Origin of the sequence: Cupriavidus sp. 30B13 (genome assembly GCF_049059565.2) — a bacterium.
In the GTDB taxonomy this organism is placed as follows: Bacteria; Pseudomonadota; Gammaproteobacteria; order Burkholderiales; family Burkholderiaceae; genus Cupriavidus.
The window spans coordinates 2,586,379-2,610,178 of sequence record NZ_CP188224.1 but is presented as its reverse complement, the minus strand read 5'-3'; the positions used below and the strand labels follow the sequence as shown (position 1 = coordinate 2,610,178).

The 23,800-nt window shown below is 65.3% G+C and carries 18 protein-coding genes and 1 pseudogene; 11 read left to right on the top strand and 8 right to left on the bottom strand.

Translation table 11 applies throughout. The features are described from left to right. The first annotated feature begins 4 nt into the window (after positions 1-4). The 3 genes from ACKI2N_RS30715 to ACKI2N_RS30705 all read left to right on the top strand — a co-directional run bounded on the left by ACKI2N_RS30715 (position 5) and on the right by ACKI2N_RS30705 (position 3,733). Complete coding sequence (locus ACKI2N_RS30715; RefSeq protein WP_420992533.1) at positions 5-1,324, top strand: NAD(P)/FAD-dependent oxidoreductase; 1,320 nt, start codon at positions 5-7, stop codon at positions 1,322-1,324. A gap of 78 nt (positions 1,325-1,402) precedes the next feature. After that, positions 1,403-2,563: an NADH:flavin oxidoreductase/NADH oxidase gene (locus ACKI2N_RS30710; protein ID WP_420992258.1), complete on the top strand. Its 1,161-nt coding sequence runs from the start codon at positions 1,403-1,405 to the stop codon at positions 2,561-2,563. Positions 2,564-2,824: 261 nt separating this feature from the next. After that, a complete protein-coding gene (locus ACKI2N_RS30705) occupies positions 2,825-3,733 on the top strand; it encodes a LysR family transcriptional regulator (protein WP_420992259.1) in 909 nt (302 codons plus the stop codon). Here ACKI2N_RS30705 and ACKI2N_RS30700 read toward each other — a convergent pair. Then, on the bottom strand, positions 3,730-4,047 hold the full coding sequence (locus tag ACKI2N_RS30700; RefSeq protein WP_420992260.1) for a hypothetical protein: 318 nt from the start codon (positions 4,045-4,047) through the stop codon (positions 3,730-3,732). The two genes, ACKI2N_RS30705 and ACKI2N_RS30700, sit on opposite strands and share 4 nt — an antisense overlap. A gap of 456 nt (positions 4,048-4,503) precedes the next feature. Between ACKI2N_RS30700 and ACKI2N_RS30695 the strand changes: the two genes are divergently transcribed. The 4 genes from ACKI2N_RS30695 to ACKI2N_RS30680 all read left to right on the top strand — a co-directional run bounded on the left by ACKI2N_RS30695 (position 4,504) and on the right by ACKI2N_RS30680 (position 11,666). Beyond that, entirely contained in the window at positions 4,504-6,543 is a 2,040-nt protein-coding gene (locus ACKI2N_RS30695) for a hydantoinase/oxoprolinase family protein (protein ID WP_420992261.1), read from the top strand. A gap of 9 nt (positions 6,544-6,552) precedes the next feature. Then, positions 6,553-8,538, top strand: a complete 1,986-nt coding sequence (locus ACKI2N_RS30690; protein ID WP_420992262.1) for a hydantoinase B/oxoprolinase family protein — start codon at positions 6,553-6,555, stop codon at positions 8,536-8,538. 9 nt (positions 8,539-8,547) lie between these two features. Further along, entirely contained in the window at positions 8,548-9,540 is a 993-nt protein-coding gene (locus ACKI2N_RS30685) for a Bug family tripartite tricarboxylate transporter substrate binding protein (RefSeq protein WP_420992263.1), read from the top strand. Between the two features lie 440 nt (positions 9,541-9,980). Continuing rightward, entirely contained in the window at positions 9,981-11,666 is a 1,686-nt protein-coding gene (locus ACKI2N_RS30680) for an FAD-dependent oxidoreductase (protein ID WP_420992264.1), read from the top strand. Between the two features lie 83 nt (positions 11,667-11,749). On the opposite strand, the gene ACKI2N_RS30675 is transcribed toward ACKI2N_RS30680, so the two are convergent. From ACKI2N_RS30675 to ACKI2N_RS30665, 3 genes are all read right to left on the bottom strand, one after another. Continuing rightward, positions 11,750-12,568, bottom strand: a complete 819-nt coding sequence (locus ACKI2N_RS30675) for an SDR family NAD(P)-dependent oxidoreductase (protein WP_420992265.1) — start codon at positions 12,566-12,568, stop codon at positions 11,750-11,752. Positions 12,569-12,639: 71 nt separating this feature from the next. Beyond that, positions 12,640-13,560, bottom strand: coding sequence for an alpha/beta fold hydrolase (locus ACKI2N_RS30670; RefSeq protein ID WP_420992266.1), 921 nt, complete (start codon positions 13,558-13,560; stop codon positions 12,640-12,642). Beyond that, complete coding sequence (locus ACKI2N_RS30665; RefSeq protein ID WP_420992267.1) at positions 13,553-14,344, bottom strand: type 1 glutamine amidotransferase domain-containing protein; 792 nt, start codon at positions 14,342-14,344, stop codon at positions 13,553-13,555. Before ACKI2N_RS30665 ends, ACKI2N_RS30670 begins: the two co-directional genes overlap by 8 nt. A gap of 280 nt (positions 14,345-14,624) precedes the next feature. Here ACKI2N_RS30665 and ACKI2N_RS30660 point away from each other — a divergent pair, with 280 nt between their 5' ends. Both ACKI2N_RS30660 and ACKI2N_RS30655 read left to right on the top strand, forming a co-directional pair. Continuing rightward, a complete protein-coding gene (locus ACKI2N_RS30660; RefSeq protein WP_420992268.1) occupies positions 14,625-15,365 on the top strand; it encodes an SDR family oxidoreductase in 741 nt (246 codons plus the stop codon). A gap of 34 nt (positions 15,366-15,399) precedes the next feature. Continuing rightward, entirely contained in the window at positions 15,400-16,776 is a 1,377-nt protein-coding gene (locus ACKI2N_RS30655; protein WP_420992269.1) for an aldehyde dehydrogenase family protein, read from the top strand. Positions 16,777-16,849: 73 nt separating this feature from the next. Here the strand turns inward: ACKI2N_RS30655 and ACKI2N_RS30650 are convergent, their stop codons facing one another. The 3 genes from ACKI2N_RS30650 to ACKI2N_RS30640 form a co-directional block, all read right to left on the bottom strand. Then, positions 16,850-19,738 carry an ATP-binding protein gene (locus ACKI2N_RS30650; RefSeq protein ID WP_420992270.1) on the bottom strand — a complete coding sequence of 963 codons (2,889 nt, stop codon included), beginning with the start codon at positions 19,736-19,738 and terminating at the stop codon, positions 16,850-16,852. A 169-nt stretch (positions 19,739-19,907) separates the two neighbouring features. Further along, positions 19,908-20,390, bottom strand: coding sequence for a hypothetical protein (locus ACKI2N_RS30645; protein ID WP_420992271.1), 483 nt, complete (start codon positions 20,388-20,390; stop codon positions 19,908-19,910). A 233-nt stretch (positions 20,391-20,623) separates the two neighbouring features. After that, positions 20,624-22,051 (bottom strand): ATP-binding protein, encoded by a 1,428-nt coding sequence (locus tag ACKI2N_RS30640; RefSeq protein WP_420992272.1) that lies wholly within the window; start codon positions 22,049-22,051, stop codon positions 20,624-20,626. 348 nt (positions 22,052-22,399) lie between these two features. On the opposite strand from ACKI2N_RS30640, the gene ACKI2N_RS30635 reads away from it, so the two are divergent. Next, entirely contained in the window at positions 22,400-22,702 is a 303-nt protein-coding gene (locus ACKI2N_RS30635) for a putative quinol monooxygenase (protein ID WP_420992274.1), read from the top strand. Positions 22,703-22,736: 34 nt separating this feature from the next. Further along, positions 22,737-23,063: pseudogene (locus ACKI2N_RS30630) on the top strand (2,4-dienoyl-CoA reductase); the annotation flags it as partial. Between the two features lie 141 nt (positions 23,064-23,204). Here ACKI2N_RS30630 and ACKI2N_RS30625 read toward each other — a convergent pair. After that, the gene (locus ACKI2N_RS30625; protein WP_420992276.1) at positions 23,205-23,750 is read right to left on the bottom strand and encodes an invasion associated locus B family protein; all 546 of its coding nucleotides are present in this window, start codon (positions 23,748-23,750) and stop codon (positions 23,205-23,207) included. Positions 23,751-23,800: the final 50 nt, after the last annotated feature.

Sequence of the window (23,800 nt, the reverse complement as noted above, 5' to 3'; positions counted from 1 at the left end):
CGCCATGCGAAGCCACGGAGAGGGCGCGGCCAAGTGTGCCACTGTGTCCACGGCGCTACCGCCGTCGCTATGGGCCGCCACCGCCGCGCCCGCGGCCGCCACACCGATGCTGGCCGAATCGTGCGACGCCGATGTTGCCATCGTCGGCGCCGGGTTCACCGGGCTTGTCACGGCGCTGCACTTGGCCGAACGGGGTGTGCGCGTGCGTGTGCTCGAGGCCGCCGAGCCGGGCTGGGGTGCTTCGGGCCGCAATGGCGGCCAAGTGATACCGGGGCTTAAATACGATCCGGACGCGTTTGCCGCGACATTCGGCCCGGCGCGCGCGGAGGCCATGATCGCCCTGGCCGGCGGCGCCGCCGATACCGTGTTCGAGGTGATCGCGCGTCATGGCATTGCCTGCGATGCGCGCCGCGACGGCTGGATCCAGCCGGCCCATTCGGCGGGAATGCTGGCGGCGCAGCAACAACGCGTGCGTCAATGGCAGGCGCGCGGCGCACCGGTCGAAATGCTCGACCGGGCCACCGTGGCCAGGCGCATCGGCACCGACGCCTACATCGGTGGCTGGGTCGACCGTCGCGCGGGCAGCCTGCATCCGCTAAGCTATGTACGCGGGCTGGTGCGAGCGGCGCAGTTGCACGGAGCGGAGATCCATGGCGACACCGCGGTGACGTCGCTCGCGCGGCGGAGTGGGCACTGGATGCTGACCACCGCGCCGGGCGCCACCGTGCGGGCCGCGCGCGTGCTCATCGCCACCAACGGCTACACAGGCGACCTGTGGCCAGGCTTGCGGCGCACGGTGATCGCGGCCAATAGCTTTATCGTCGCCACCGATCCGCTGCCGCCGTCGCTCGCGGGCACGCTGCTGCCCGGTGGCGAAGTCGGCTCGGACTCGCGCCGGCTGCTGCTGTACTTCCGCAAGGACGCGGCCGGCCGCCTGCTGCTGGGTGGACGCGGGTCGTTCGCCGAGCCCACCTCGCCGCAGGCCTGGGCGCACCTGGAGCGCTCGGTGGCGCATCTCTTCCCCCAATTGAACGGCATCGGCTTCTCGTATCGCTGGGCAGGCCGTGTTGCCGTGACGCGTGATTCGCTTCCACACGTGCACGAGCCCGCGCCGGGGCTGACTATCGCGCTGGGCTACAACGGCCGCGGCGTCGCCATGGCAACCACTCTGGGCAAGGCGCTGGCCGAACGGCTGTCCGGCCATGGCGATGCGCCATTCGTGTTTCCGATCACGCCGATCCGCCCGATCCCGCTCCACGGGCTGCAGCGCCTGTATTTCTCGGCGGCCGTGGCATGGTACCGGCTGCTCGACCGGCTCGCGTAAACAGGATGGCGCCCCGGCGCCATCGCGACTAAAGCAACTCGATTCTCAACAGCTCGTTCTCACACTTGGGTATAAGGAATGGACAACTCGAATTCTGCTAACGCACCGACGCCGGCACTGTTCAATACGATAGAGATCAGGGATCTTCGCATCCGCAACCGCATCGTCATCTCGCCGATGCAGCAATACCGCGCGGAACGCGACGGCATGCCAAACAACTGGCACCTCAGCCATCTGACGAAGCTCGCGGTAGGTGGCGCCGGCCTGGTGTTCACGGAGGCGCTGGCCACCGAGGAAAGCGGGCGCGCGACGCATAGCGACCTGGGCCTGTGGAACGATGCGCAGGCCGAGGCGCTGAGGCCGATCGCGGAGGAAATCGCACGCCAGGGCGCGGTGCCCGGCGCGCAACTGATCCATGCGGGGCGCAAGGCCAGCGTCCAGAAGCCCTGGGATGGCTACCAGTCATTGGGCGCAGCCGATGCCGCTCGCGGCGAAGAACCCTGGCAAGTCGTCGGGCCCTCGGCCATTCCTGCCAATCCGGGCTGGCAGACGCCGAAGGCCATGTCCATCGACGAGATCCGCCGCGCGCTCGACGCATTCGGCGTCGCCGCTCGCCGTGCCGCGCGAGCGGGGTTCCAGGTATTGAACATCCACGGCGCGCACGGCTACCTGATCCACAGTTTCCTGTCTCCCATATCGAACCATCGAGAGGACGAGTATGGTGTCGACCTCGGCGGCCGGATGCGTTTCGCGCTGGAGGTCGCGGAGGCGGTCCGAGCAGAATGGCCCGCGAATCTGCCGATCTTCTACCGCCTGTCGTGTATCGACGATCTCGAGGGTGGGTGGACGCTGGAAGACACGATCATCCTCGCGCGCGAGCTGGGCGCTCGTGGCATCGACGTCATCGACTGTTCATCGCGGGGCCTGGGGCCGCGCGGCACGCTGGCGACGGCTACGCAAGGCGAGGGCTTCCAGGTGCCATTTGCGGCACGTGTGCGCGCGGAAACGGGCATCAGGACGATGGCCGTCGGGCTGATCCGCCAAGCCGCATTCGCCAATGCGGTGGTCGAGGAGGAGAGCGCCGACTTTGTCGCCATCGGCCGGGAGGCACTGTTCAATCCGCACTGGCCGCTTCATGCCGCGCTGGAGCTCGGGCACGACCGCCGGTATGACGCGTGGCCCGATTCGTATGGATGGTGGCTCGCGCGCCGGGCACGCACCGCACCCGCGGTGCGGTGACAAGGGGCATGCGCACGAGCGCGTGCCCCAGTTCGGTGCCCAGCTCCGGTGCCGGCCATGACTGTTGAGGCGTTGCGCGCATCGATGCTACGATTGCCGCGTCCCGTTCCGACCGCCCGCGCGGACCATCCGTTACGGTCTTCCCGGCGAAAGGAAGCCCGGAGTGCGACATAATCCACCGTCGAGCCGTTCACCGACGGGAGCCGTGGATTGGCATGACGGATCGTGCGGGCCCGCATCGGATCCTCAACGAATTACCTGATGAAACGCATTGGTCGCCGTAACCTCCCAGCGATATCCAACCTGCTGGCGTTTTCCACCGCGGTTCGCCTGGGCAGCATCACGCTTGCGGCCCGCGAGATGTCGCTGACGCAAAGCGCGGTGAGCAAGCAGTTGTCCGAGCTTGAATCGTTTGTCGGCATTCAGCTTGTCGAACGGACAAGCAGCGGCATCGTACCGACCGTCGCGGGCAAGGAATACCTGCGGCGCATTACCCGGATCATCGAGGACCTCGACGACGCCACGGTGGACCTGATGTCGACGCGCGGTGGCGGCGGAGACCTGAACCTTTCGGTCGTGCCGTCGTTCGCGACGTTTTGGCTGCTGCCTCGCCTGTCCGATTTCACGAAGCGCCATCCGGACATCACCGTTGACATCACGACGAGAACCGGCACGCCCGACCTGAACACCGAGGGCTTCGACGTGGCGATCATCACGAACGCCGAGCCGCCGGACAAATATGCCAGCGACCTGATCATGGGCATCGAGGCCTACCCCGTCTGCGCGCCTTCGCTGATCGCCAGCCGGAACGTGGCGGCGCTCGCCGATATAGCCGACCTTCCGCTGCTTCACCAGTCCGTCTTTCCCGACGCCTGGCGCGATTTCCTCAAGTCGCAGGGCTGCGAGACGACCAGCGCGTCGACCGGACCGCGTTATTCCATTCTTTCGCTGGGCCTGCAGGCTGCCATCAGCGGGCTGGGCTGCGCCTTGCTCCCCGACTACCTGACCGGCGATGCGATCGACCAGGGGCAACTGGTCAAGCTGTCCACCTCATACTTCAAGCCGCCGCACAGCTATCATCTGCTGTACTCCTCGGATCGCGTCCAAGCCCCGGGCATCTCCGCGTTCCGCAACTGGCTGCTGGAGACGGTTGGCCTGCCCAAGGCCTAGCCGCGGTTTAGACCGGACCGTGCGGTCCGCCGCCCCGACGGATCGCACCGCATCTCCCGGCTTGGCACATGACGCACCGCGCACCACCGTGCGTGTGTCACCTCCGGCACGTCCCCGCTGCTACTTGATGTCCTAAGAAAGCCACTGACATGGCGCGCCGTGTGAGTCATCGTGCGCGTCGGTTCGCCATCTTCGCGGGCAGAAAGAAGGGTGTGAATTTCCGGAATGCCCGTCTGAAAATCGATCAGTTGTTGGTCATCAATCCGCAAATTAAAGTTCGGCAACAACAGGATCTTGACCATGCCGAACAGCATTCTCGCCGGCGGTTTCTCCACCAATCCGTACTGGTGGCGCCGCTATAACCCGAATACCGATCCCGTTCCGACTCCGGATTACCGGAGCATACCGATGTGCTGATCGCCGGCGCCGGCTATGCGCGGGCGTCAGCTGCGCATTATCGGCGTGGAAACACTGGTGCTCAATGCTCGCGCCGGGTTCAGCGGCGCGCACGCGTTAGGGCGGGCAGATTACGGGCGGCGACAGAGCGATCGTAGAAGCGGGGCAGGGAGACAGGATCGTGCGCAAAGCGCGCGGACCCGGTGGCGATTGGGCGTCAGGCACTCCTGAAACCGTGCCGGGCGCCGCATATCGCGCAAGAACCGGGTCAGGACAAGGGCTGGAAAAAACGGCCGCCGTCCTATGGATGGCGGTTTGAGTCGCGGGACCGGATCGGTCTCTCGGTTTGAAATCAACCTGGATTGGATAATCACATGGGCTACAGAATTGGAGTTGACATCGGTGGTTCGTTCACCGATTTCGCGGTGCTGAACGAGGAGACGCTTCAGGTGCAGGCGCTGAAGGTATTCTCCCGACCCGACGAGCCTGGCGCCGAGGTGATCACCGGCATCAAGACGCTGACCGAGCGCTATGGCATCAGGCCGGAAGAGGTTACCTATTTCACGCATGGCACTACGGTCGGCGTCAACGCGGTCATCCAGCGCAAGGGGCTCAAGCTCGCGCTGTTTACCACGGAAGGCTTTTGCGACGTGCTCGAACTCGGCCGGTTGAAGCTGCCCAGCATGTTCAATCTTCTGTCGAAACGGCCGGCGCCGCTGGTGCCGCGGGAAATGGTGTTCGGCATTCGGGAGCGGCTGTTCCGCGACGGCTCCGTGGACGAACCGCTTGATCTCGACAGCGTGGCCGCCGCGCTTGACCTGGCGAAGAAGGCCGGCGCAGAAGGCATCGTGGTGTCCTTCCTGCATTCGTACCGCAATGCGGACCATGAGCGGATGGCCTGCGAACTGATCAGGACGCTCGCGCCGGAACTGCCCGTGTTCAGCTCGGCCAAGATCTGGCCCATCGTGCGCGAATTCGAACGCACCACCACGTCGATCATCAACGGCTACGTCCAGCCGCGTGTCGAGCACTACCTGACGTCGTTCCAGGCCGCATTGAAGACGGCGGGCGTCAGTCCCGATCCGCGCGTCACCAAATCCAACGGCGGCGTGATGACCGCGGAGCAGGCCAAGCAGGAATGCGTGCAGATGATCCTGTCGGGAACGGCGTCCGGCGTGATCGGCGCGGCGTTCGTCGCCAAGGAGTGCGAAGTTCCCGAATGCATGAGCCTGGACATCGGTGGCACCAGCGCTGACGTGGCCCTGATCGTCAATGGCTCCCCACAGTACGGCATCGGCGAGTACATTGGCGAGCACCAGATCTTCATTCCGTCGGTGTCGGTCACGTCCATCGGCGATGGTGGCGGCTCGATCGCCTGGGTGGACTCGCTCGGCGTCCTGAAGGTGGGCCCGGACAGTGCCGGATCGAGCCCCGGTCCCGCCTGCTTCGGACGCGGCGGCGAGCGACCGACGATCACCGACGCTTTCGCGGTGTGCGGCATCGTGGGTCATGGCGAGCTCGGCTTCAATGCCGTGAAGGTGGACGTGGAGCGCGCCAGGACGGCGGTCGGTACGCTCGCCAGCACATTGGGGCAAACCGTGGAGGAGACCGCGGAAGCCATCATCAACATCGCCACCTCCGGCATGTTCGCGAAGGTCAGCGGACTGGTCACGCGCTTCGGTGTGGACCCGCGTTCGATGGCCATGCTGCCGTTCGGCGGCGCGGGTCCGATGATGGGTTGCCTGCTGGCGCGCGAACTCGAGATGACGGAAATCATCGTGCCGCTGGTACCCGGGGTACTGAGCGCGATGGGCGGCCTGATCGCCGACCTCAAGAACGACTTCATCAAGACGGTCTATGAGGATCTTGAGGCCGAGACCGTCGCGCTCCTGCAGGACGAATTCCGTCGCCTGCGGACGACCGCGTTCCACTGGCTGCGCGAGGAGCAGGGATACGTCGGCGACAAGCAGTTGGTCTACTCGGCCGACATGCGCTACCGCGGCCAGTCGTACGAGATCGAGGCGGTCATCGAAGAGAGGGCCATCGAGGCCGGCGATCTGTCGGCGATTCGCCAAGCGTTCCATGACGCGCATGAACGGCTCTACGGCCATTCCGACAAAGATGCCGCGATCCAGATCGTGAGCCTGCGCCTGGTGGTGAGCGGCAAGACGCCTCAGCCGGCCATGCCGAAGATCCAGGCTGGTACCGGCCGCCCGACGCCGGCAGCGGAAGTCGATGTCTGGTCCGATGCGGCCTGGCACAAGACCCCCGTGTACCGCCGGGCCAACCTGCTGGCGATGCAAGAGTTCCCGGGCCCGGCAATCGTGACGCAGGACGATTCGACCACCTTCGTTCCCCAACATATGGTCGTCCGCGTGGACGTTTTTGGAAATCTGCGCATTTCGGCGCAATAGGATTACACGATGAAACTCAACCGAGCAACGCTGCAGATTCTTGCCGACTATTGCGCGGCGGCAACCGAGGTCATGGCCTACACCGTGATGCGTACCGCGCATTCCTCGTTCGTCAAGGAAACGGAAGACTTCACCACGCAGCTGGTGACGCCGGAAGGGCTGACCTTCGCCTCGCCCAAGGGGCTGGGTGCCACCTGGTACACCGGCATCGACTATTCTGGCGTGCTGCCCATGGTTCAGGATTATCGCGAGGGCGATATCTGTATCACGAACGATCCGTATAGCGGCAACGTCGCGACCCACACGCCCGACATCCACATGTGGAAGCCGGTCTTCCATGCCGGCGAGCTGGTCTGCTTCGTTGCTGGGCACGTGCATAACACAGACGTCGGCGGCGCCGTGCCGGCATCGCTGTCACGCTCGCTCAACGAAGTGCACCAGGAAGGCATTCGTATTCCCCCTGTCAAGGTCGTGCAAGGCGGCAAGTTCAACGACGATGTGATGAACATCATGATGCTGAACGTCAGGACGCCGGACCAAAACTGGGGCGACTTCAAGGCCCACATCGCGGCGATGAACTCAGGCGAGCGCCGTGTCCATGAAATCATTCGGCGCTTTGGCGTCGACGTGTTCAAGGCAGCCCAGCACGAGCTGCTCGACTACGCGGAGCGCCAGGCGCGCGAAGTCGTGCGCGGCATCCCCGATGGCGAATACTTCTTCGCGGACTATGCCGACGAGGACTCGGTCAACGGCTACCCGTGCCGCATCGCATGCACGTTGACAGTCAGCGACGACACGCTGACGATGGATTTCAACGGCAGCGACCCGCAACTGTCGTCGTCGCTGAACATGGCCACCGGTGGCCACGAGCGTCATGCGCTCGTCACGCCCGCCATGATCTACGTGCTGGCCACGCTGAACCCGCACCTCGTGCTGAACGCCGGCACCTCGCGCGTGGCGCGGGCGATCCTGCCCAAGGGCACGGTCATGAACGCCGAGGCGCCGGCGGCCTGCGGCATGCGAAGCCTGACGGTCGCCGTCTCGCAACTGGCCGTGTTGGGCGCGTTCCAGCAGGCGCTGCCCGAACGCCTGGCGGCGGCACCGGCGGGCAGCGCCTCCCTGATGAACGTCAAGACCAACGATCGCCGGGGCCGCCTGATCATGGCGTCTATCGGCCCGATCAGCGGCGGTGGCGGGGGCTCCGCCTGCGCCGACGGCGCGGAGGGAAGCGGCGGGAATCGCTCGTTCCTCAAGAACACGCCGGTGGAAATGATCGAGACCGAGGTGCCGATCAAGGTCATGAAGTACGGGCTCGTGCGCGACTCGGGCGGGGCAGGGAAGTATCGGGGCGGCCTGGGCATGGTGATGGAGTTCCAGGTTTTTTCGCCGAACTCGGTGGTGACGGCACGCAACCGGAATCGCACGCGCTTCAGCACGTGGGGCGTACTGGGCGGGAACGCCGGCGGCAACTCGCAGTTCCTTCGCAATCCGGGCAAGGACAATGAAGTCGATCTCGGGAACTCCGACGTGGTGAGCTGCAACCCCGGCGATGTCCTTCGCATCATCGGCCCGGGCGGCGGCGGCTACGGCGATCCGTTCGAGCGGAGTGCAGAGGTCGTCGCACGCGACGTTGCCGCCGGCTTCGTCAGCCGGGAGGCTGCGCGTTCGGATTACGGGGTCGTGCTGACCGACGACCTGACCGTCGACGACCGCGCCACGCGCGAGCTGCGCGCATCGCGGCCCGCGTGGAAGGATGGATCGCATTTCAGCTACGGCGAGCAGCGCGATGCGTTCGAAGCGGTGTGGTCGCGCAGCCGCTACGATGCCTTGACGAAGATCCTGTCGCAACTGCCGGTGACGTGGCGGCATTTCGTGAAGAACTCGATCTTCGCCGCGATCGGTGAGAATGTTGGCGATGCGGGCCCGGCGGCCGTGTATGCCGCCTACAACGAGCTGTCAGCACACCATGCCGATTTGCCAACCCTTGCCGCCTAGGAGAATACGGTGATCAAGCAGCGTCGTGATTTCATCAGCGGCCTGGCCGTGCTAGGCGGAGCCGCGCTCCTGCCGGGTCTGGCCCGGGCAGGGAAGCCGTTCCAGTATCCCGTCGACCCGGTGAATGTCGTCATTCCATTCACGGCCGGCGGCAGTACCGACTATATGGGGCGTCTGATCATGGCGGACGTCGGCGCCCGCCATGGCGGCAAGTTCATCCCCGAGAACCGGCCAGGGGCCAGTGGCAGCATCGGCACCGCCTCGGTGCTCCGGGCCAGGGCGGACGGAAACACGCTGCTGTACAGCACTGCGTCGTTCCTGACCAACATCCTGCTGTACAAGGATCTGCCTTACGACCCCCTCCGGGACTTCACGCCCGTTGCCCGTACCGTCCAGCTTCCGCTGGTGCTGATCGTCGGGCGGGAGCTAGGCGTGAAGAGCATCCAGGAACTCGTCGAATACCTGAAGCGGAACCAGCAGACCGCGTCCTATGGAACGTACGGGATCGGCACCTCCTCGCATGTGTCGGCATCGATCTTCCTGAAGAAGATCGGGCTGCCGTCGATCCTGCACGTGCCATACAAGGACAACCGGATCTCGACCGATCTTGTCGTGAACCGGCTGACCTTCATGATGGAGGCGTGGTCGGTTGCGGCGCCGATGATCCAGTCGGGAAGGTTCGTGCCGCTTGCGGTGACGAGCGATCAACCGTTGCCGTTCAATCCCCGCCTGCCGACTGTCTCGAGCTTTATCAAGGACAAGTTCAACCTGGTGTCGTGGCACGGACTGTTCGCCCGGAAGGGAACGCCCGACGAGATCGTGGAATTCCTCAACAGGGAGGTAGCCCATTCCCTTGAAAAGGACCAGATACAGAAGTCGATCGTCGACATGGGGTTCCTGAAGTATCCGCCCCTGTCGCGCGCTGCTTTTTCCACATTCCTCACCGACGAACTCGCTCGCTGGAAGGGGTTCATGGCGGAAGCGGGGGTATCGCTCATCTGAACGACGGCAATGGCGCGAGGCCCGGTCGGGTCTCGCGCACTCACGATTCTTCACTTGGATTAACAACCGGCTGGCACGTCCGACATAGACTTTTCTGACATATGGGTGCCTTCGGAGGCATGGTCGGATCCGAGGTGAAGTACCGGTTGGCGATCGACATGGCGACGCTGACGGCTGGTCGAACGGACAGGGGGCAGAGTGCCTTTTCCCGTCTTTGCATGGCATGGTGCTCCATCCTTGCCCGCGCGCCACGCCGGCGTCCGGGAGGCAAGTCTGCGTGCCCTCGGGGCGGCCCGCCGGGGCGGCGGCGCGCGGTGCTTCGCGACGCCGCGTTTGCATTTCTGCCCGTCCGTTCTACTCTTTGGTGATGCCGCAAGAAGGTGCCACCGGTCCGTCGGGCCGGTTGGCCCCGCCCCGTCTCAATCGCCACTGGAATCCCGATGATCGAAGATGCCCCAAGCACCTTGCTCACTCGCCGCCACCAGATGTATCCGAAGATCAGTGATGCCGAAGTCGCGCGCATGATGCGCTTCGGCACGGTGCAGACGTATGCCTCGGGCGTACTGCTGACCAGCACCGGTACGGCCTCTCCGGGCATGTTCCTGATCCTGAAGGGGGTGGTGGCCGTCATACAGCGCGACGGCATGGGCAATACGACGCCGATCGTGCAGTTCGGGCGCGGCGACTTTGTGGCCGAGCTCGGCGCGATGTCGGGCAGGCACTCCCTGGTGGACGCCGTGGCGATCGGCAGCGTGAATGCGCTGCTGGTGGCGCCGAGGCAACTGCGGTCGCTCATCGTCGCCGAGGCCGATCTCGGCGAAGGCCTGATTCGCGCATTGATCCTGCGGCGCGTGTCGCTGATCGAATGGGGCGCGAGCGGGCCGGTGCTGATCGGCTACCCGGGCTCAGCCGACCTGCTGCGACTGCAGAGTTTCCTGCAAAGCAACGGCGAGCCCTACCGGGTTGTCGATGCGCGACAGGACGACAGCGCCGCCGCGCTGGTCGAGCAGTACGGCGTGCCCCATGGCGAACCCGTGGCGGTCTGTCCCGACGGCTCGGTGCTCGTCAATCCGACCGAAACCGCGCTGGCGCGCTGCATCGGCATGATCGACACGCTGGAACGCGGCGACCTTTTCGACATCGCCGTGGTAGGCGCCGGCCCAGCCGGGCTGGCCACGGCCGTGTACGCCGCATCGGAAGGCTTGCGCGTCGTCGTGATCGATCGTCGCGCCTATGGCGGGCAGGCCGGTGCCAGTGCCCGCATTGAAAACTACCTGGGATTCCCGACCGGCATCTCCGGCGCGGCACTGACTGGCCGGGCGTGCGTGCAGGCGGAGAAGTTCGGCGCGGAGATCCTGATCCCGGCGGAGGTGCATTTGCTCGACTGCTCGCGGACCGGCCCCGACCGCGAGCTCGTGCTGCAGCTCACCGATGGCCGTCGGATACGCAGCAGGGCGGTCGTCATCGCCAGTGGGGCGCGCTACCGCCGACCGGCGGTGCCGCAGCTATCGGAATTCGAGGGACGCGGCATCTGGTACTGGGCCTCGGCGCTCGAAGCCAAGATGTGCGCGGATTCGGAAATCGTGCTGGTGGGGGGTGGCAACTCGGCCGGCCAGGCTGCCGTCTTCCTGTCGCAGCACGCGGCCAGGGTCCATCTGCTGGTGCGCGGACCCGGTCTCGCAGCGAGCATGTCACGTTATCTGATAGACCGTATCGACGCCGCGCCGAATATCGCATTGCGGCCGCACACGGAGATCGTCCGCTTGCACGGAAAGCCCTCCTGTGGCCTCGCGGCGGTGACCTGGCAGGACCGCAGCACGGGTGTCGAGGAAGAGCAGCCCTTGCGCAATGTCTTCCTGTTCGTCGGTGCCGAGCCTGAAACACGCTGGCTGGAAGGTTGCGGCGTCAACGTGGACCGCTCCGGCTTCGTGCTTACCGGAGCGTCGCTGGGCGCATTCGACGCCGGCTGGCCTCCCGCGCCCCTGGAGACGAGTGTCCCGGGCGTATTCGCCGTGGGCGACGTGCGCTCGGGATCGGTCAAGCGAGTCGGTGGCGCCATCGGCGAAGGTGCCGCCGCGGTCGCGCAGATTCATCAATACCTGACCGCGGCGACGGCGTATGGCTGAACGCATGTGGCCGACGTCATGCCATCAGGCGGCGGCCCCGGAGCGCCAGGCCGTCGTCTGGCCCCAATTTTCCCCTACCCGGCTCAACTGGCGCCGGCCCACCAGTTCAGCTTGTCGCCGAGTGTCCGGACATCGAAGGCATCGTCCCCGGGATAGCGAGGTGCATAGCGCGCGTAGGCCGCGTCGACTTCGGCGTTGCGCGCCTGGATCCGCACAATGTTATAGGCGTGCGTCACGACGAAGAACTCGCCAGCGCGAATCTGCGCGATGGCCGACGCGGCGAACTGGTCGGTGTCCATGCCCTCGCGCGTAATCTCGCCCAGCTCCGACTGCACGAGCCCAGGGCAGATCAGCGCAACCTCGATATGCTCTGGCACTTCTTCGCGCAGGGCAATGGTCATCGCGAGCAATGCGTGCTTGCTGGCCACATAGCCGGCGCCGCCGGGCACCGCGTTGAAAAAGCAGTTTTCCGACCCCACGTTGTAGATCGCCGCCGGCCTACGCTGCGCGATGAAGCGCTGGCCGAACACGGCAGTGCCATTCCACGCGCCGAACAGATTGACATCGAGGATGTGCTGGACATCTTCGCGCCGCGCCTCGATGACCGTCGACAACACCGGGCCGATGCCGGCGTTGTTGACGATCGCATCGACGTGCCCGAACGCCTTCCAGGAGAAGTCCGCTAGCGCATCGACCTGGCCGCGATCCGTGACGTCGCAAGCGAAGCTCCGCGCGTCCACGCCGGAAATGCGCAACTTCTCCTCGGCCTCTTCCAGCCGATCGCGTCGTCTCCCGGCCAGCACCAGGCGCGTGCCGTGCGCTCCCAACTGCTTCGCGAGGGCAAAGCCGATGCCCGTGGCGGCACCCGTGACAACGAACACCTTTCCGTCCAGTTCCTGCATGTCGGCTACCTCCGATGTGCGATCGGCGAAGTTTCCCTTCCTCGATGCCTTGCGCGTTCCGCCGACGGGAGTCAGTGTTTCGCGACGTGGCGATCGAGAAAATCGTTGATCAGCGGCGCCATCACATCGAGCTTGTCTTCCAGGGCGAAGTGACCGGTGTCGAGGATATGCACTTCGGCATTCGGCAAATCCCGGCGGTAGGGGTGTGCGCCGTCCTCGGGGAAAATCTTGTCGTTCTTGCCCCACGCGATCAGCATGGGCGGCGAATACTGGCGAAAGTAGCTCTGGAAATCGGGATAGAGCGGCACGTTGGTGCGATAGTCGTAGAACAGGTCGAGTTGGATCTCCTTGTTGCCTGGCCGGCCGAGAAGCGCTTGATCGTGAGTCCAGTTGTCGGGACTGATGCGCGAGAGATCGCGCACGCCGTCGGTGTACTGGAATCTGGTTATCTCGAGCGTCACGAGAAACGCAAGCGCCTCCCGGCGCTGCGCCGTGCCTTCGTTCCAATATGCCTTGATCGGAATCCAGAAGTCGCGCAGCCCCTCTTCGTAGGCATTGCCGTTCTGAACGATGAATCCGCTGACGCGGTCGGGATGCCTGAGCGCAAGTCGATAGCCGACGGGCGCGCCATAATCCATGACATACATCGCGTACTTGCGGACGCCGATCTGACGCATGAGCGCTTCAACGATGTCCGCGTAGCCCGCGAACGTGTAGGCGAAACCCGCGCGATCGGGCGCGTCGCTCTGGCCGAAGCCCGGATAGTCCGGCGCCACGACGCGATACCGGTCGGCAAGCAGCGGGATCAGGTTCCGGAACATGTGCGACGACGTCGGAAAGCCGTGCAGCAGCAGGACGGCCGGTGCGTCTTCCGGGCCGGCCTCCCGGTAGAAAACCTTCACGCCATCGATCGTTGCCGATCGATAGAAGACCGTGACTGGCACATGGCCGACAGTGCTTGCTCTATCCATCACAGTCTCCATGTCAGGCATGCATGCGATCCAGCGCCGCGACGAACTTCGCGGCGATCGGATGATCCGAGCGTGGGTTCTGGCCGGTGATCAGCTCGCGATCCTCGACGACGTACGGGTCGAAGTCGACCGGGGTCGTGGTCACCTTGCCGCCCGCGAGGTTCAGCGCGAAGGGCATGTCGAAGTAGACCTTGGCATGCAGGATGTGCTCTTCGACAACCTTCTCCTCGGTGGCCGAGAATACGGTCATGTTGTAGCCCGCATACTGCCAGCCCTTACTCCATTCTGCCGCCTTGGCGGGATCGCCGGCCACGAGCGCCGCACGAAACTCGCGCGCGTAGGGCATCGCCGCGGCGGATGCGATCGGGCCATGGCAAAGCATCGCCGTGGGTTTCGCCTTGTCATGGAAATGGCGGAGGATGTCCCCGACTTCCTGGTCCTGCATCAGATCGACGATGGGCGCCTGTCCACCAGGGACGAACACACCGGCGTACTTGTCCAGTCCTTCGTCGATCACCGAGCGCAGTGTTCGTGCCTTCATCGCGGGATCGTTCGCATAGAAGTCCCTCGCGCGCGCATGAGCAGCCTTGTCCCCGCCGAAGTGCTCGGGCGCGTCCGAGACCTCGTCGATATGGGGCTTTCCGCCGTTCGGGGTGGCGAGGACAACCTCGTAGCCGGCTTCGATCACGGCCATCGCAGGCACCACCGTCTCGTTGAGATACTGGCCGGTGGCGCCCCAGCCGCCCCCCTGTGTCTCGATCCGGGTTGCACTGGAACCAAGAATCAACACTTTTCCTTTGCTCATGGACGTTCTCCGTTGCCTGCTCGCGGCGAGGTTACCGACCGCTTGAATCTAGTGCGTTCGCGTTTCGCCGGATGTTAGGACTGGGAAAATCCGGTGAAATGGCTGCAACGAAAAAGCCCGTCAGTGCACGTTCGCCCGGCTTCGCGGCAATTAACCTGTGCTCTCGCTCCGTGGCTGCTAGCTTCAACCAAGTCGGGTGAATACGGTTGCGGCGGTCGCTGCCGATTTTCTTCAATCCGACATCACCCCGATGTCGACCCGACATCGAAGGAGATGCGCCATGAGCGAAGGTATTCAAGGGAAGGTCGTCCTGATCACCGGCGGCGGCACCGGGCTGGGCGCCGAGACCGCCAGGTTCCTCGCGTCCCGGGGCGCGGCGGTGGCGGTCGCGGCAAGGCGCAAGGACAAGCTTGACTCGGTCGTGAACGAAATCGCCGGCAGCGGGGGCCGGGCCAGGGCGTATGCGCTCGACGTGGTCAGGAAAGAGCAGGTGGCAGCGGTCGTCCAGGCCGCGATCGCCGATTTCGGCAGATTAGACGTTCTGATCAATAACGCGGGGTTGATGCCGATTCGCCCGATGGCCGAGGTCAATACTGACGAGTGGGATGCCATGATCGACGTGAACCTGAAGGGCACCCTGTATGGCATCGCGGCCGTGCTTCCGGTGTTCCTGCGCCAGGAAAGCGGCCACATCATCAACCTGAGCTCGGTGGCGGGGGTGAAGGTCTTCGCTCCAGGCGGCACAGTCTATTCCGGCACCAAGTTCGCCGTGCGGGCGATCTCCGAGGGCCTGCGCCAGGAAATTGGCAGCAAGATCCGGGTCACCTCGATCGAGCCTGGCGCCGTGGAATCGGACCTCAAGCTCAACACGAGCGGCACGTCGCGGTCGGCCGTCCTGCACTTCTACGAGGCAGCCATTCCCGCGAGCGCGGTGGCGAAAGCGATCGCGTTTGCCATCGAGCAGCCCATGGAAGTCGATATCAACGAGATCGTCCTGCGTCCCACCGCGCAGGAATTCTGATCGCGCCCGCGGTTCCCCATTCCGGAGGCACACCATGATTGAAGTCGTGCAGGCGTTTGACCGGGCACCGATCACGAAGCTAGAGAGCGACGACGCCGACGCGCTCGAGCGCAAGCTGACGACGGCCACACGGCTGTTCCGTGATCGCGGCGCGTGGATTCCCGTTTACCAGCGCATGGATATCCTGCGCAGCCTTGCCATCCTGATGGAAGGGCGTCGTGAATTGCTTGGCCTCCAGATTGCCCGGGAAGGAGGCAAGCCACTGACGGATGCGCTGGTGGAAGTGGACCGCGCCATCGACGGGGTACGCAATGGCGTCGACGTGCTGCGGACGATGGGAGGCCGCGAGATTCCGATGGGGGCGACGCGGGCGAGTGCCGGGCGCCGGGCGTTTACCATCGAAGAACCCATCGGCGTCGTTGCGGCCGTGTCTGCTTTCAATCACCCGTTGAACCTCGTGGTGCACCAGGTCGTCCCCGCCATCGTGGCCGGTTGCCCGGTGATCGTCAAGCCGGCGGCGCCGACGCCGCTGTCATGTCTGAGCTTCGCGGAACTCGTCAGGGAAGCCGGCCTTCCCGAGGGCTGGTGCCAGGTGTTCCTGCCCGCCGAGCGCGCCTTGTCTGAGGCGCTTGTCACCGACCGGCGCGTGGCTTTCCTGAGCTTCATCGGCTCGGCGAAGGTGGGTTGGTATCTGCGTTCCAGGCTGGCACCCGGCACGCGGTGCGCGCTCGAGCACGGCGGCGTTGCTCCGGCCATCGTCGATCGGGGCGCTAATCTCGATCGGGTCGTCGACCCGATGGCCAAGGGCGGCTACTACCATGCGGGGCAGGTCTGCGTCTCGACGCAGCGCATCTACGTGCATGCTGACATCGTTCGCGATTTCGAGGATCGCTTCGCGTCCTGCGTGGCGATGCTCAAGGTTGGCGACCCGCAGTTCGCAGAAACCGAGGTCGGACCGCTGATCACGCCGAAGGAAGTCGATCGCGTGGCGGGCTGGATCGAGGAGGCGGTGGCCGCCGGTGCCCGTCAGATCGGCGGCGGCCGGCTCAGCAACACCACGCTGAAGCCGGCCATCCTGGTCGATCCGCCAGCCGACGCCAAGGTCTCGACCCTGGAGGTCTTCGGCCCGCTCACGTGCCTCTACACCTACACGCACCTCGACGAGGCCATCGCAGCAGCCAATGCGTTGCCGGTCGCATTTCATGCGAGCGTCTTTACCGAGAACCTCGGCGTGGCGCTCGACGCCGCCGAGCGCCTCGATGCGTCCGCGGTCATGATCAACGACCACACGGCGTTCCGGACCGACTGGATGCCGTTCGCCGGCAGGCGGGAGTCGGGATACGGCATCGGCGGCATTCCCTGGACCGTGGAAGAAATGACCGAGGAAAAAATGATTGTCTTCAGGCGCTGAGCAGATTGCGACGGCGACGGATGCTGCCGCCCGGCGGCGAGAGTATCTTGCTCAACGCAGCGGGGCGCCATGCTCAGGTTTCCACCCTCCGGCGCTGTTCGATGAGCGTGCGTGCGGCGACGAGATCTGACGTGCCGTGGCCTTCGGTGAAGCGTGCATGGACGGCGACCAGCAGGTCGAGTGCCTCCGTGGGCGCGGCACTCGCCTGGGGGAGACGGGCAAGACTGGTCGCGGCGCGCAACTCCCACGCCAGCGCCTGCTGGTGGCGCGCGACATTGATCGCCTGGCGGAAATGATGCGCGGCGGCTTCGAGCCCGCTGTTGGTTTCACCGAGCCGCAACAGTTCCCCCTTGATGCGGAGCAATTCGGGGAAGCACCAGCGCTCATCGTTGCGGGAGGACCATGCAAGCGCCTCGTCGATCGTGGCGTGTGCGTCGGACAGCCGGCCCGCCGCGCCCATGCCCTCGGCCAGCGCGCCAAGGTAAGCCGGATAGCGAAGGCGAAATCCGGTCTCCCGCAGCGCGTCGAGCGCCCCGCGCAAGACCGATATGCCGGTGAAGTCGCCCAAGGCGAGCCGCAACATGCCGTCGAGCGCGCCGCACAGCGCATTCCAGAACGTCACGGGATGTCGCGCCAGATGTTGCTGGAGGACGGTGAGCGCGTGCCGCGCCGCTTCCAGGTCGCCAACCTGCAGCGCGATCGAGCAGGTGGTGTGCACCAGCGCGTTGGATAGCGAGAGCCGGTGGTTGGTCGCCTGCGCGTCGTCCAGTGCGTGCTGGGCAGCGGCCAGGGCCTGGTCGGGGTAGCCCTGAAGCCAGAGCACGTGCGCGAGCGTACCGAGCGCGGCGGCGCGCTGATCGAGGTGGAACCGCGCCACATGCGAACGGTGTTCGGGCGACACATACTGGTCGAGCATGCGATCGAGGTATTGGCGCGCTTTGGCCTGGTCGCCGAGGTAGCGCAGCGACGTGGCGCTCATGCGGTCCACGCTCAGCGATGCCGCGCGGTCGCCCAGTTCGTTAGCGGCCTGGCGGAAACGCTCTGCCACATGGAGTGCGGCACGGTGCTCGCCCTTGTAGGTGTGATAGACCAGCAATCCCCATAGCGCACGCAGGCGATGCTCGCCGTCTCCGATCTGCTCGGCGAGCAGGAGCGCGCGCTTCCAGATTTTTCCGGTCTGCTGCGTCGGTCCCTGCGCATAGAGCAGGGCAGCGCCGAGCGCGGTATTGAGCTTCATCTCGTCACGGCCACCATCGCGTGCGGCGGGCAGTACCGCCGCCAGCGCCCGCTCGACGCATTGCCGGCATTCGTCGAACAGCGACAGATGCATCCACAGGGGAATCGCGGCGACGGTCAGCGAGAGGCCGATCTCCCGGTCGCCCGCCGGCGAGAAGGCCCATCGGAGCGCGCCGCGCACGTCGTCGATCTTGCTGCCGTAGTCTGCCAGCCACGCCACCGTGGGCCGCGCCTCCCATTCGGCCGCCGCGCGCGTGAGCAGGTTCCGGTGATGCGTGGCGTGCAGCCGTGTCAGGCGGTCTAACTCCCCGTGGGCCAAGAGCTTCTGCTGGCCGTAGGCCCGCGTGGTGTCGAGCAGCCGGTAATGGACTACATTGCCGCTCAGGTCGGCAACGAGCAGCGATTTGGCGATCAGGCTGGCGATGGCCTCGACGATATTCGCCTCATCCGCGCCGGACACGCAGCTCATCGCCAGGGCGGACTCGCGCGTGAACGGCCCGGTGAATACCGATAAGCGCCGCAACAGGACCTGCTCATGCGCGGGCAGGTAATCGTAGCTCCAGTCCAGCGTCGCGGCCAGGGTGCGATGGCGTGGCAGCATGCCGCGGCGGTCCTGGGACAGCAGGCGCAAGCGGTCATTCAGCAGCAACGACAATTCGTGGATCCCGAACGCGTCTACGCGCGTCGCGGTCAGCTCGATAGCCAGCGCAATGCCATCGAGCTTGCGGCAGATCGCGGCGACGCCCGGCGCGTCGGCATCGGCGAGTTCGAAACCATCGAGGCATTCGGCCGCGCGTTCGACGAATAGCCGGACCGCCGGATAGCTCTGCGCTTCCGCTGCCGTGAGTTCGGGCGACTCGGGCGCCAGTTGCAGCGGCGGCAGGCGGTAGACGCTTTCTCCGCGCACCCGTAGCGACTCCCGGCTGGTCGCGAGGATGGAGACGCCGGGCGCACCGGAGACGATCTGTTCGACAAGCATCGCCGCGGCGTCTGTTACATGTTCGCAGCTGTCGAGCACGATCAGTATCGAGCGGTCACGCAGATAGGCTGTCAGGACGGCAACGGGATCGCCGCTCTGGATCATCAGGCCAAGTGCCGAGGCGATTGCGCTGGCCGCGAATTCGCCATCGGGCAGCGGGGCAAGGTCCACGAAGCGCACTTCATGCTCGCCGCTGGCGGCGACCGCTTCGGCAACCGCGAGCGCCACGCTCGTCTTGCCGATTCCCCCTGGCCCCATCACGGTGACGATGCGACGCGTGTGCAACAATTCCCGCAGTGCATCGAGGGCGTCGGCGCGACCTATCAGGCGCGTGGTCGATGCCGGCAGGTTGTGCTGCGCTTGCGCGGCCGCGAGCGGATGCGTGGGGAATGACGCCCAGGCCACAGGTGCGACGAAGCGATAGCCTCGCCCGATGATCGTCGCGATGAATCGCTGCCCGGGTTGCCCGTCGCCCAGCGCGCGCCGCAGCGCCGTCATGTGGACCTTCAGATTGCTTTCCTCGACGACCGTGTTCGGCCACGCGCGCCTCATCAGTTCCGCCTTGCTGACGATTTCACCAGGTCGCTCGGCGAGCGCCGCGAGGATTTCGAGCGCACGTCCGCCAATGCGCACCGTCGTTTCGCCTTTAAGCAGCAATTGCCTGCCCGGTATCAGCCGAAATGGCCCAAACGCGAACACCTCTGCGCTGGAGGCGCCCGCCACATCAATCGCTGTTTTTTGCTCCACATTGGGCTCGTTGGAGATATATCAGGTGGCGTATGGGAGGGCGCCTGCTGGTGCAACGGTGCGGACAACCCGCATCCCGTCCCCGATGCAGGTCACGTCCGGGAATGGAATTAAGTGAGTTTATGAAAATTCGCTGACTTGGTAAATTCCGCGCGCGCCCGGACAGTAATCAAACTGTGTCAGGTGGACAGGGATTGGCCGGGCGGACGATGGAAATCGCGCGTCGACACCACGGGTACCCGGCGGGAGCGTGGCCAGAATACGCTGCCGCCCAAGGACGACAGCGGCTATCAATTGTCGGACGACAGCGCGATCGGTGTCTGATGGGCCTCGGAGAACGCCCCTGATATTGCCCCCCCGAACGCCCCGGGGTATCGACGTCGCATCCGTGTGCCATCAGCCGTTGCACGAAGGCATGCGTCTGCTCGACGTCCCAACCGCCCTTGATCCGATCGGTGCCGGGCACGCAAAGATAGATCGGTTGCCCGGCGGGCACCGCGTCGCGAACTGTGTCGAGCACTTCTAGCGGTAGGCGCATGCGGTTGTCGAGCGTGCCGCCATAGTGATCTGTGCGCTGGTTCGAAAGCGGAGATAGGAACTGATGGAGCGCGCGGAATCGTTCATGCAACCCTGGTCGGCCGCGTACTGGCACATCGGCGCGATCACGATGCGATTCGCCAGACCGAGGCTGCCGATGCGGGTGGGCTGGAAAAGCGCAGGCAGGTTCACGGCCGCGGTTCCACCGCCGGCGTGGCGGGGAACCCTGCGCGCCCGATGAGGCTGGCGCGAACTTCGTTCATGTTGGTTTCCCTTGCCGGGCCGATCGGTGGAAGGCCGCCATCGCGACCGGCGTCGCCATGGTAGTGCGCGGTGCCTGCTCTGGCATTAAACGTCGTGAATGGCCGGAATACGCTCAGGCGCGATTGCCGCACCGGCCCGCGTGCCGAGTTTCATCGTGGCATAGGTTCGCATCGTATCGAGCAATCGCAGCTTGGTCTTGCCGTCGGTCGTGTTGACCGCGATGAGCGACTTGTCGATCAGGTCGCCGATCGCTTCGGCGACCTCGGCCGGGCAGATGTCTTCCGCGGCGACCGCGATGCCCGCATCGAGCGAGAACTCACCGGTGAAGATGGCTAGCCGGTGCAGCACCCGCCGGTCGCGCGCCCGCAGCAGGGTACAGCTCCAGTCGAGCGTCGCCTCCACCGTCCGGTGCCGCGGCGCGGCGTCGCGCCTGCCGCGCCAGCGCAGCGCGAGCTGGTTGCCAAGCAGGTCCGCCACGCCCTGAATGCCGTAGCGGCCGACGCGGCTGGCGACCAGCTCGATCATCAGCGGATTGCCATCGAGACGCCGGCAGATGGCGGCCACCACGGAAGCCTGCTCATTGCTCAGCGGCGCGTGATGGCCGCCTTCTGCCGCGCGTTCCATGAAAAGTTGCACCGCGGGCCAGGTCATTGCTTGCCGCGCGGTCAGGCGTCCGGTATGCGGCGGCGAGCCGAGCGGAGGCAGCAGGTAGACCGATTCGCCATGCACGCGCAGGGCCTCGCGGCTCGTGACCAGCAGTGAAAGATACGGGGCGTGCTCGGTCAGCCGCTCGACGAGATCCGCCACGGTATCGATCAGATGCTCGCAATTGTCGAGAATGACGAGCATCCGCCGCTCCCCCACCACGGCGAGCAAGGCATCGAGGCGAACCTCGCGTTCTGCCTCGATGCCAAGCGCGGCAGCGACCGCGTCGACGACGAGCGCGCCGCGCTCCACCGGACCCAGGTCGACGAAACAGGTCGCGGCGGTGAACTCGTGCAGCTGGTGAGCGACCAGCAGGGCAAGCGTGGTCTTTCCGACACCGCCCGAGCCAACCACGGTCACGAAGCGGCGGCTCCGCAGCGCGTCGGACAACTGCGCGATCTGCTCGGCCCGCCCGAGTGCATGTGCCAGCGGAGGCGGGGGCGGGGGAAGCGCGTGCGTATTGCTGGCCGCAGGCAGTGTCACCGCCGAATCGCCGCATTGCACTGGTGCGACGAAACAATAGCCGCGCCCGGCGATACTAGCGATATAGCGCACGCTATCGTTACCGCAGCCGAGCTTGCGCCGCAGGCTGGCCATTTGCACGCGGACATTGGAGTCCTCGACCACCAGATTGGGCCAGGCGATCTCCATGAGATCGCGCTGGGAGAGTACCTGGCCAGCGCGCTTGACCATTGCCGCGAGCATGTCGAATGCGCGGCTTCCCAGCATGACGTTCGCACCGTCCCGTTGCAGGATGCGTGCCTGCGGGAATAGACAGTACGGCCCAAAAACAAAGACGTCGCTCATGCTGGAACCTCCCGGGATTGGCTTCATGTGTCAGGAAGGAGACGGCGGCCAACTTGTGGGTGCCTGGGCTTTGTTCTACCGGACGGCGTACGGACGTGCGGTTAAGCGAGGTAAATCCGGGTTAATTCCGGGGCGCACGGAGGGCGTGGTGTCCGAGGACTGAGCGCATGCGTGGGGAAAGGCGCGCTATGGAACCTTCGGATGCGGTGCCGGAACCGCCAAGTGAATTGTCGCGAAAGCGTGAGAGCAGCTGGTCGGTCACCGCCCTTCCGGCGATTAACAGGACATCCGGCAACCCGTCTGCTAGTTTCTTCGGATATCGGCGCAACTCTTCTAAGGAGATGGCAAGTGAACTCACCCCTCAAGGTCGTTGCCGTGCTTACCGCGAAGGAAGGGCGGGAAGTGGAACTCGAAACGTTGCTGCGCGGGCTGACCGCGCCATCGCGCGCGGAGTCTGGCAACCTGCGTTACGACTTGTGGCGCGACATCGAGAACCCGCGCCAGTTCGTTCTCGACGAGTTGTACCAGGACGAAGCGGCGATCGATTCGCACCGTGCCACCGGCCATTTCCAGGATTATCGCTCGCGCATCGGCGACCTTGCGGAGCGCATGGCGGTGGTCGTGCGTCCGGTGGATGTCGATGGCGCATGAACGCCGGGAACATTGTTTTTCCTGAAACCGTATCTCGATGGTGGGCGCTGGCCGGGATGAGCACACCTTGGCGCGCGAAGCGTACTTCCTCGAATTCGCCCGCGGAATCGCCGTGGTGGCGCAGATGCCCCTCATGGTCACCGGCGGCATCCGGCGGCGCGAGGTAGCGCAGAAAGTGATCGACAGCGGCATCGCCATGGCGGGAATCGGTACCGCGCTCGCGATCGAACCGGGCCTGCCCCGCAATTGGCGGCTCGGCCGGCCGGATGTCCCCACGCTCAAGCCGATCACCTGGCAAAACAAGCCGCTGGCCGCCACCGCGCACATGGCGGCCGTCGAATACCAACTGACCTGCCTCAGCCGTCACGAGATCCAGCGGCTGGCCTGACAGCCCCGATCTTCGTGGGCGGCCGGCTGCGCGGCACGCGCGCTCTGGCGGCAGCGTGGAGAGTTTCCGACGGACGTTGCCGGAAACCGGCACGGCGGCCGAGGCGAGGTGGTCTCACTTCGCAAGCGACACGGTTCTGTCGTAGGCGCTGCCGAACCCGCTTAGCGAGAGTGGAAACATCATGTCCCTGCCACCGTCGGCCTTGGCGTAGATTTTCAGCGAAGTGGCGTTGCGCAGCGATGCCAGCATCCTCGGCTCAATGTTCGACGATACGACGCAGCCGGCCGGCAGGCAGGTCCGGAACGGAAGAACCTGTCCTTTCGCCCCGTCGTCGATCTGCAGCGTCGCGCCGGCGGCAAGGTCCAGGCCGAAGGGCAGGATGAAGGTGGCCACGTTGCTGCCCGGCGACGTCCGCAGTTCCATTGCCACCACGCGCTGACCGGACTTGGCGTCCTTCTGCTCCTGCTGCATCGCGCACGCCTTGCGGGCCTGGCTGCCTTGTCCGGTGACTGCGCAGTTCACCAGCCAGTCGCCATAGGACTCGCGCAGCGAGCTCGCTCCGCCGGGAAGGGACGCGTCCGCGGCCATGGCAACCGAGCCCCCCAGGCTGGCGGAGATCATGGCGGCGACGGACGAACGCCGGAATAAGGTGAAAACCACGTGCATCGCTCCTTGTGTTGGCGAGCCATCGAGGGGGATGGCTCATGCTT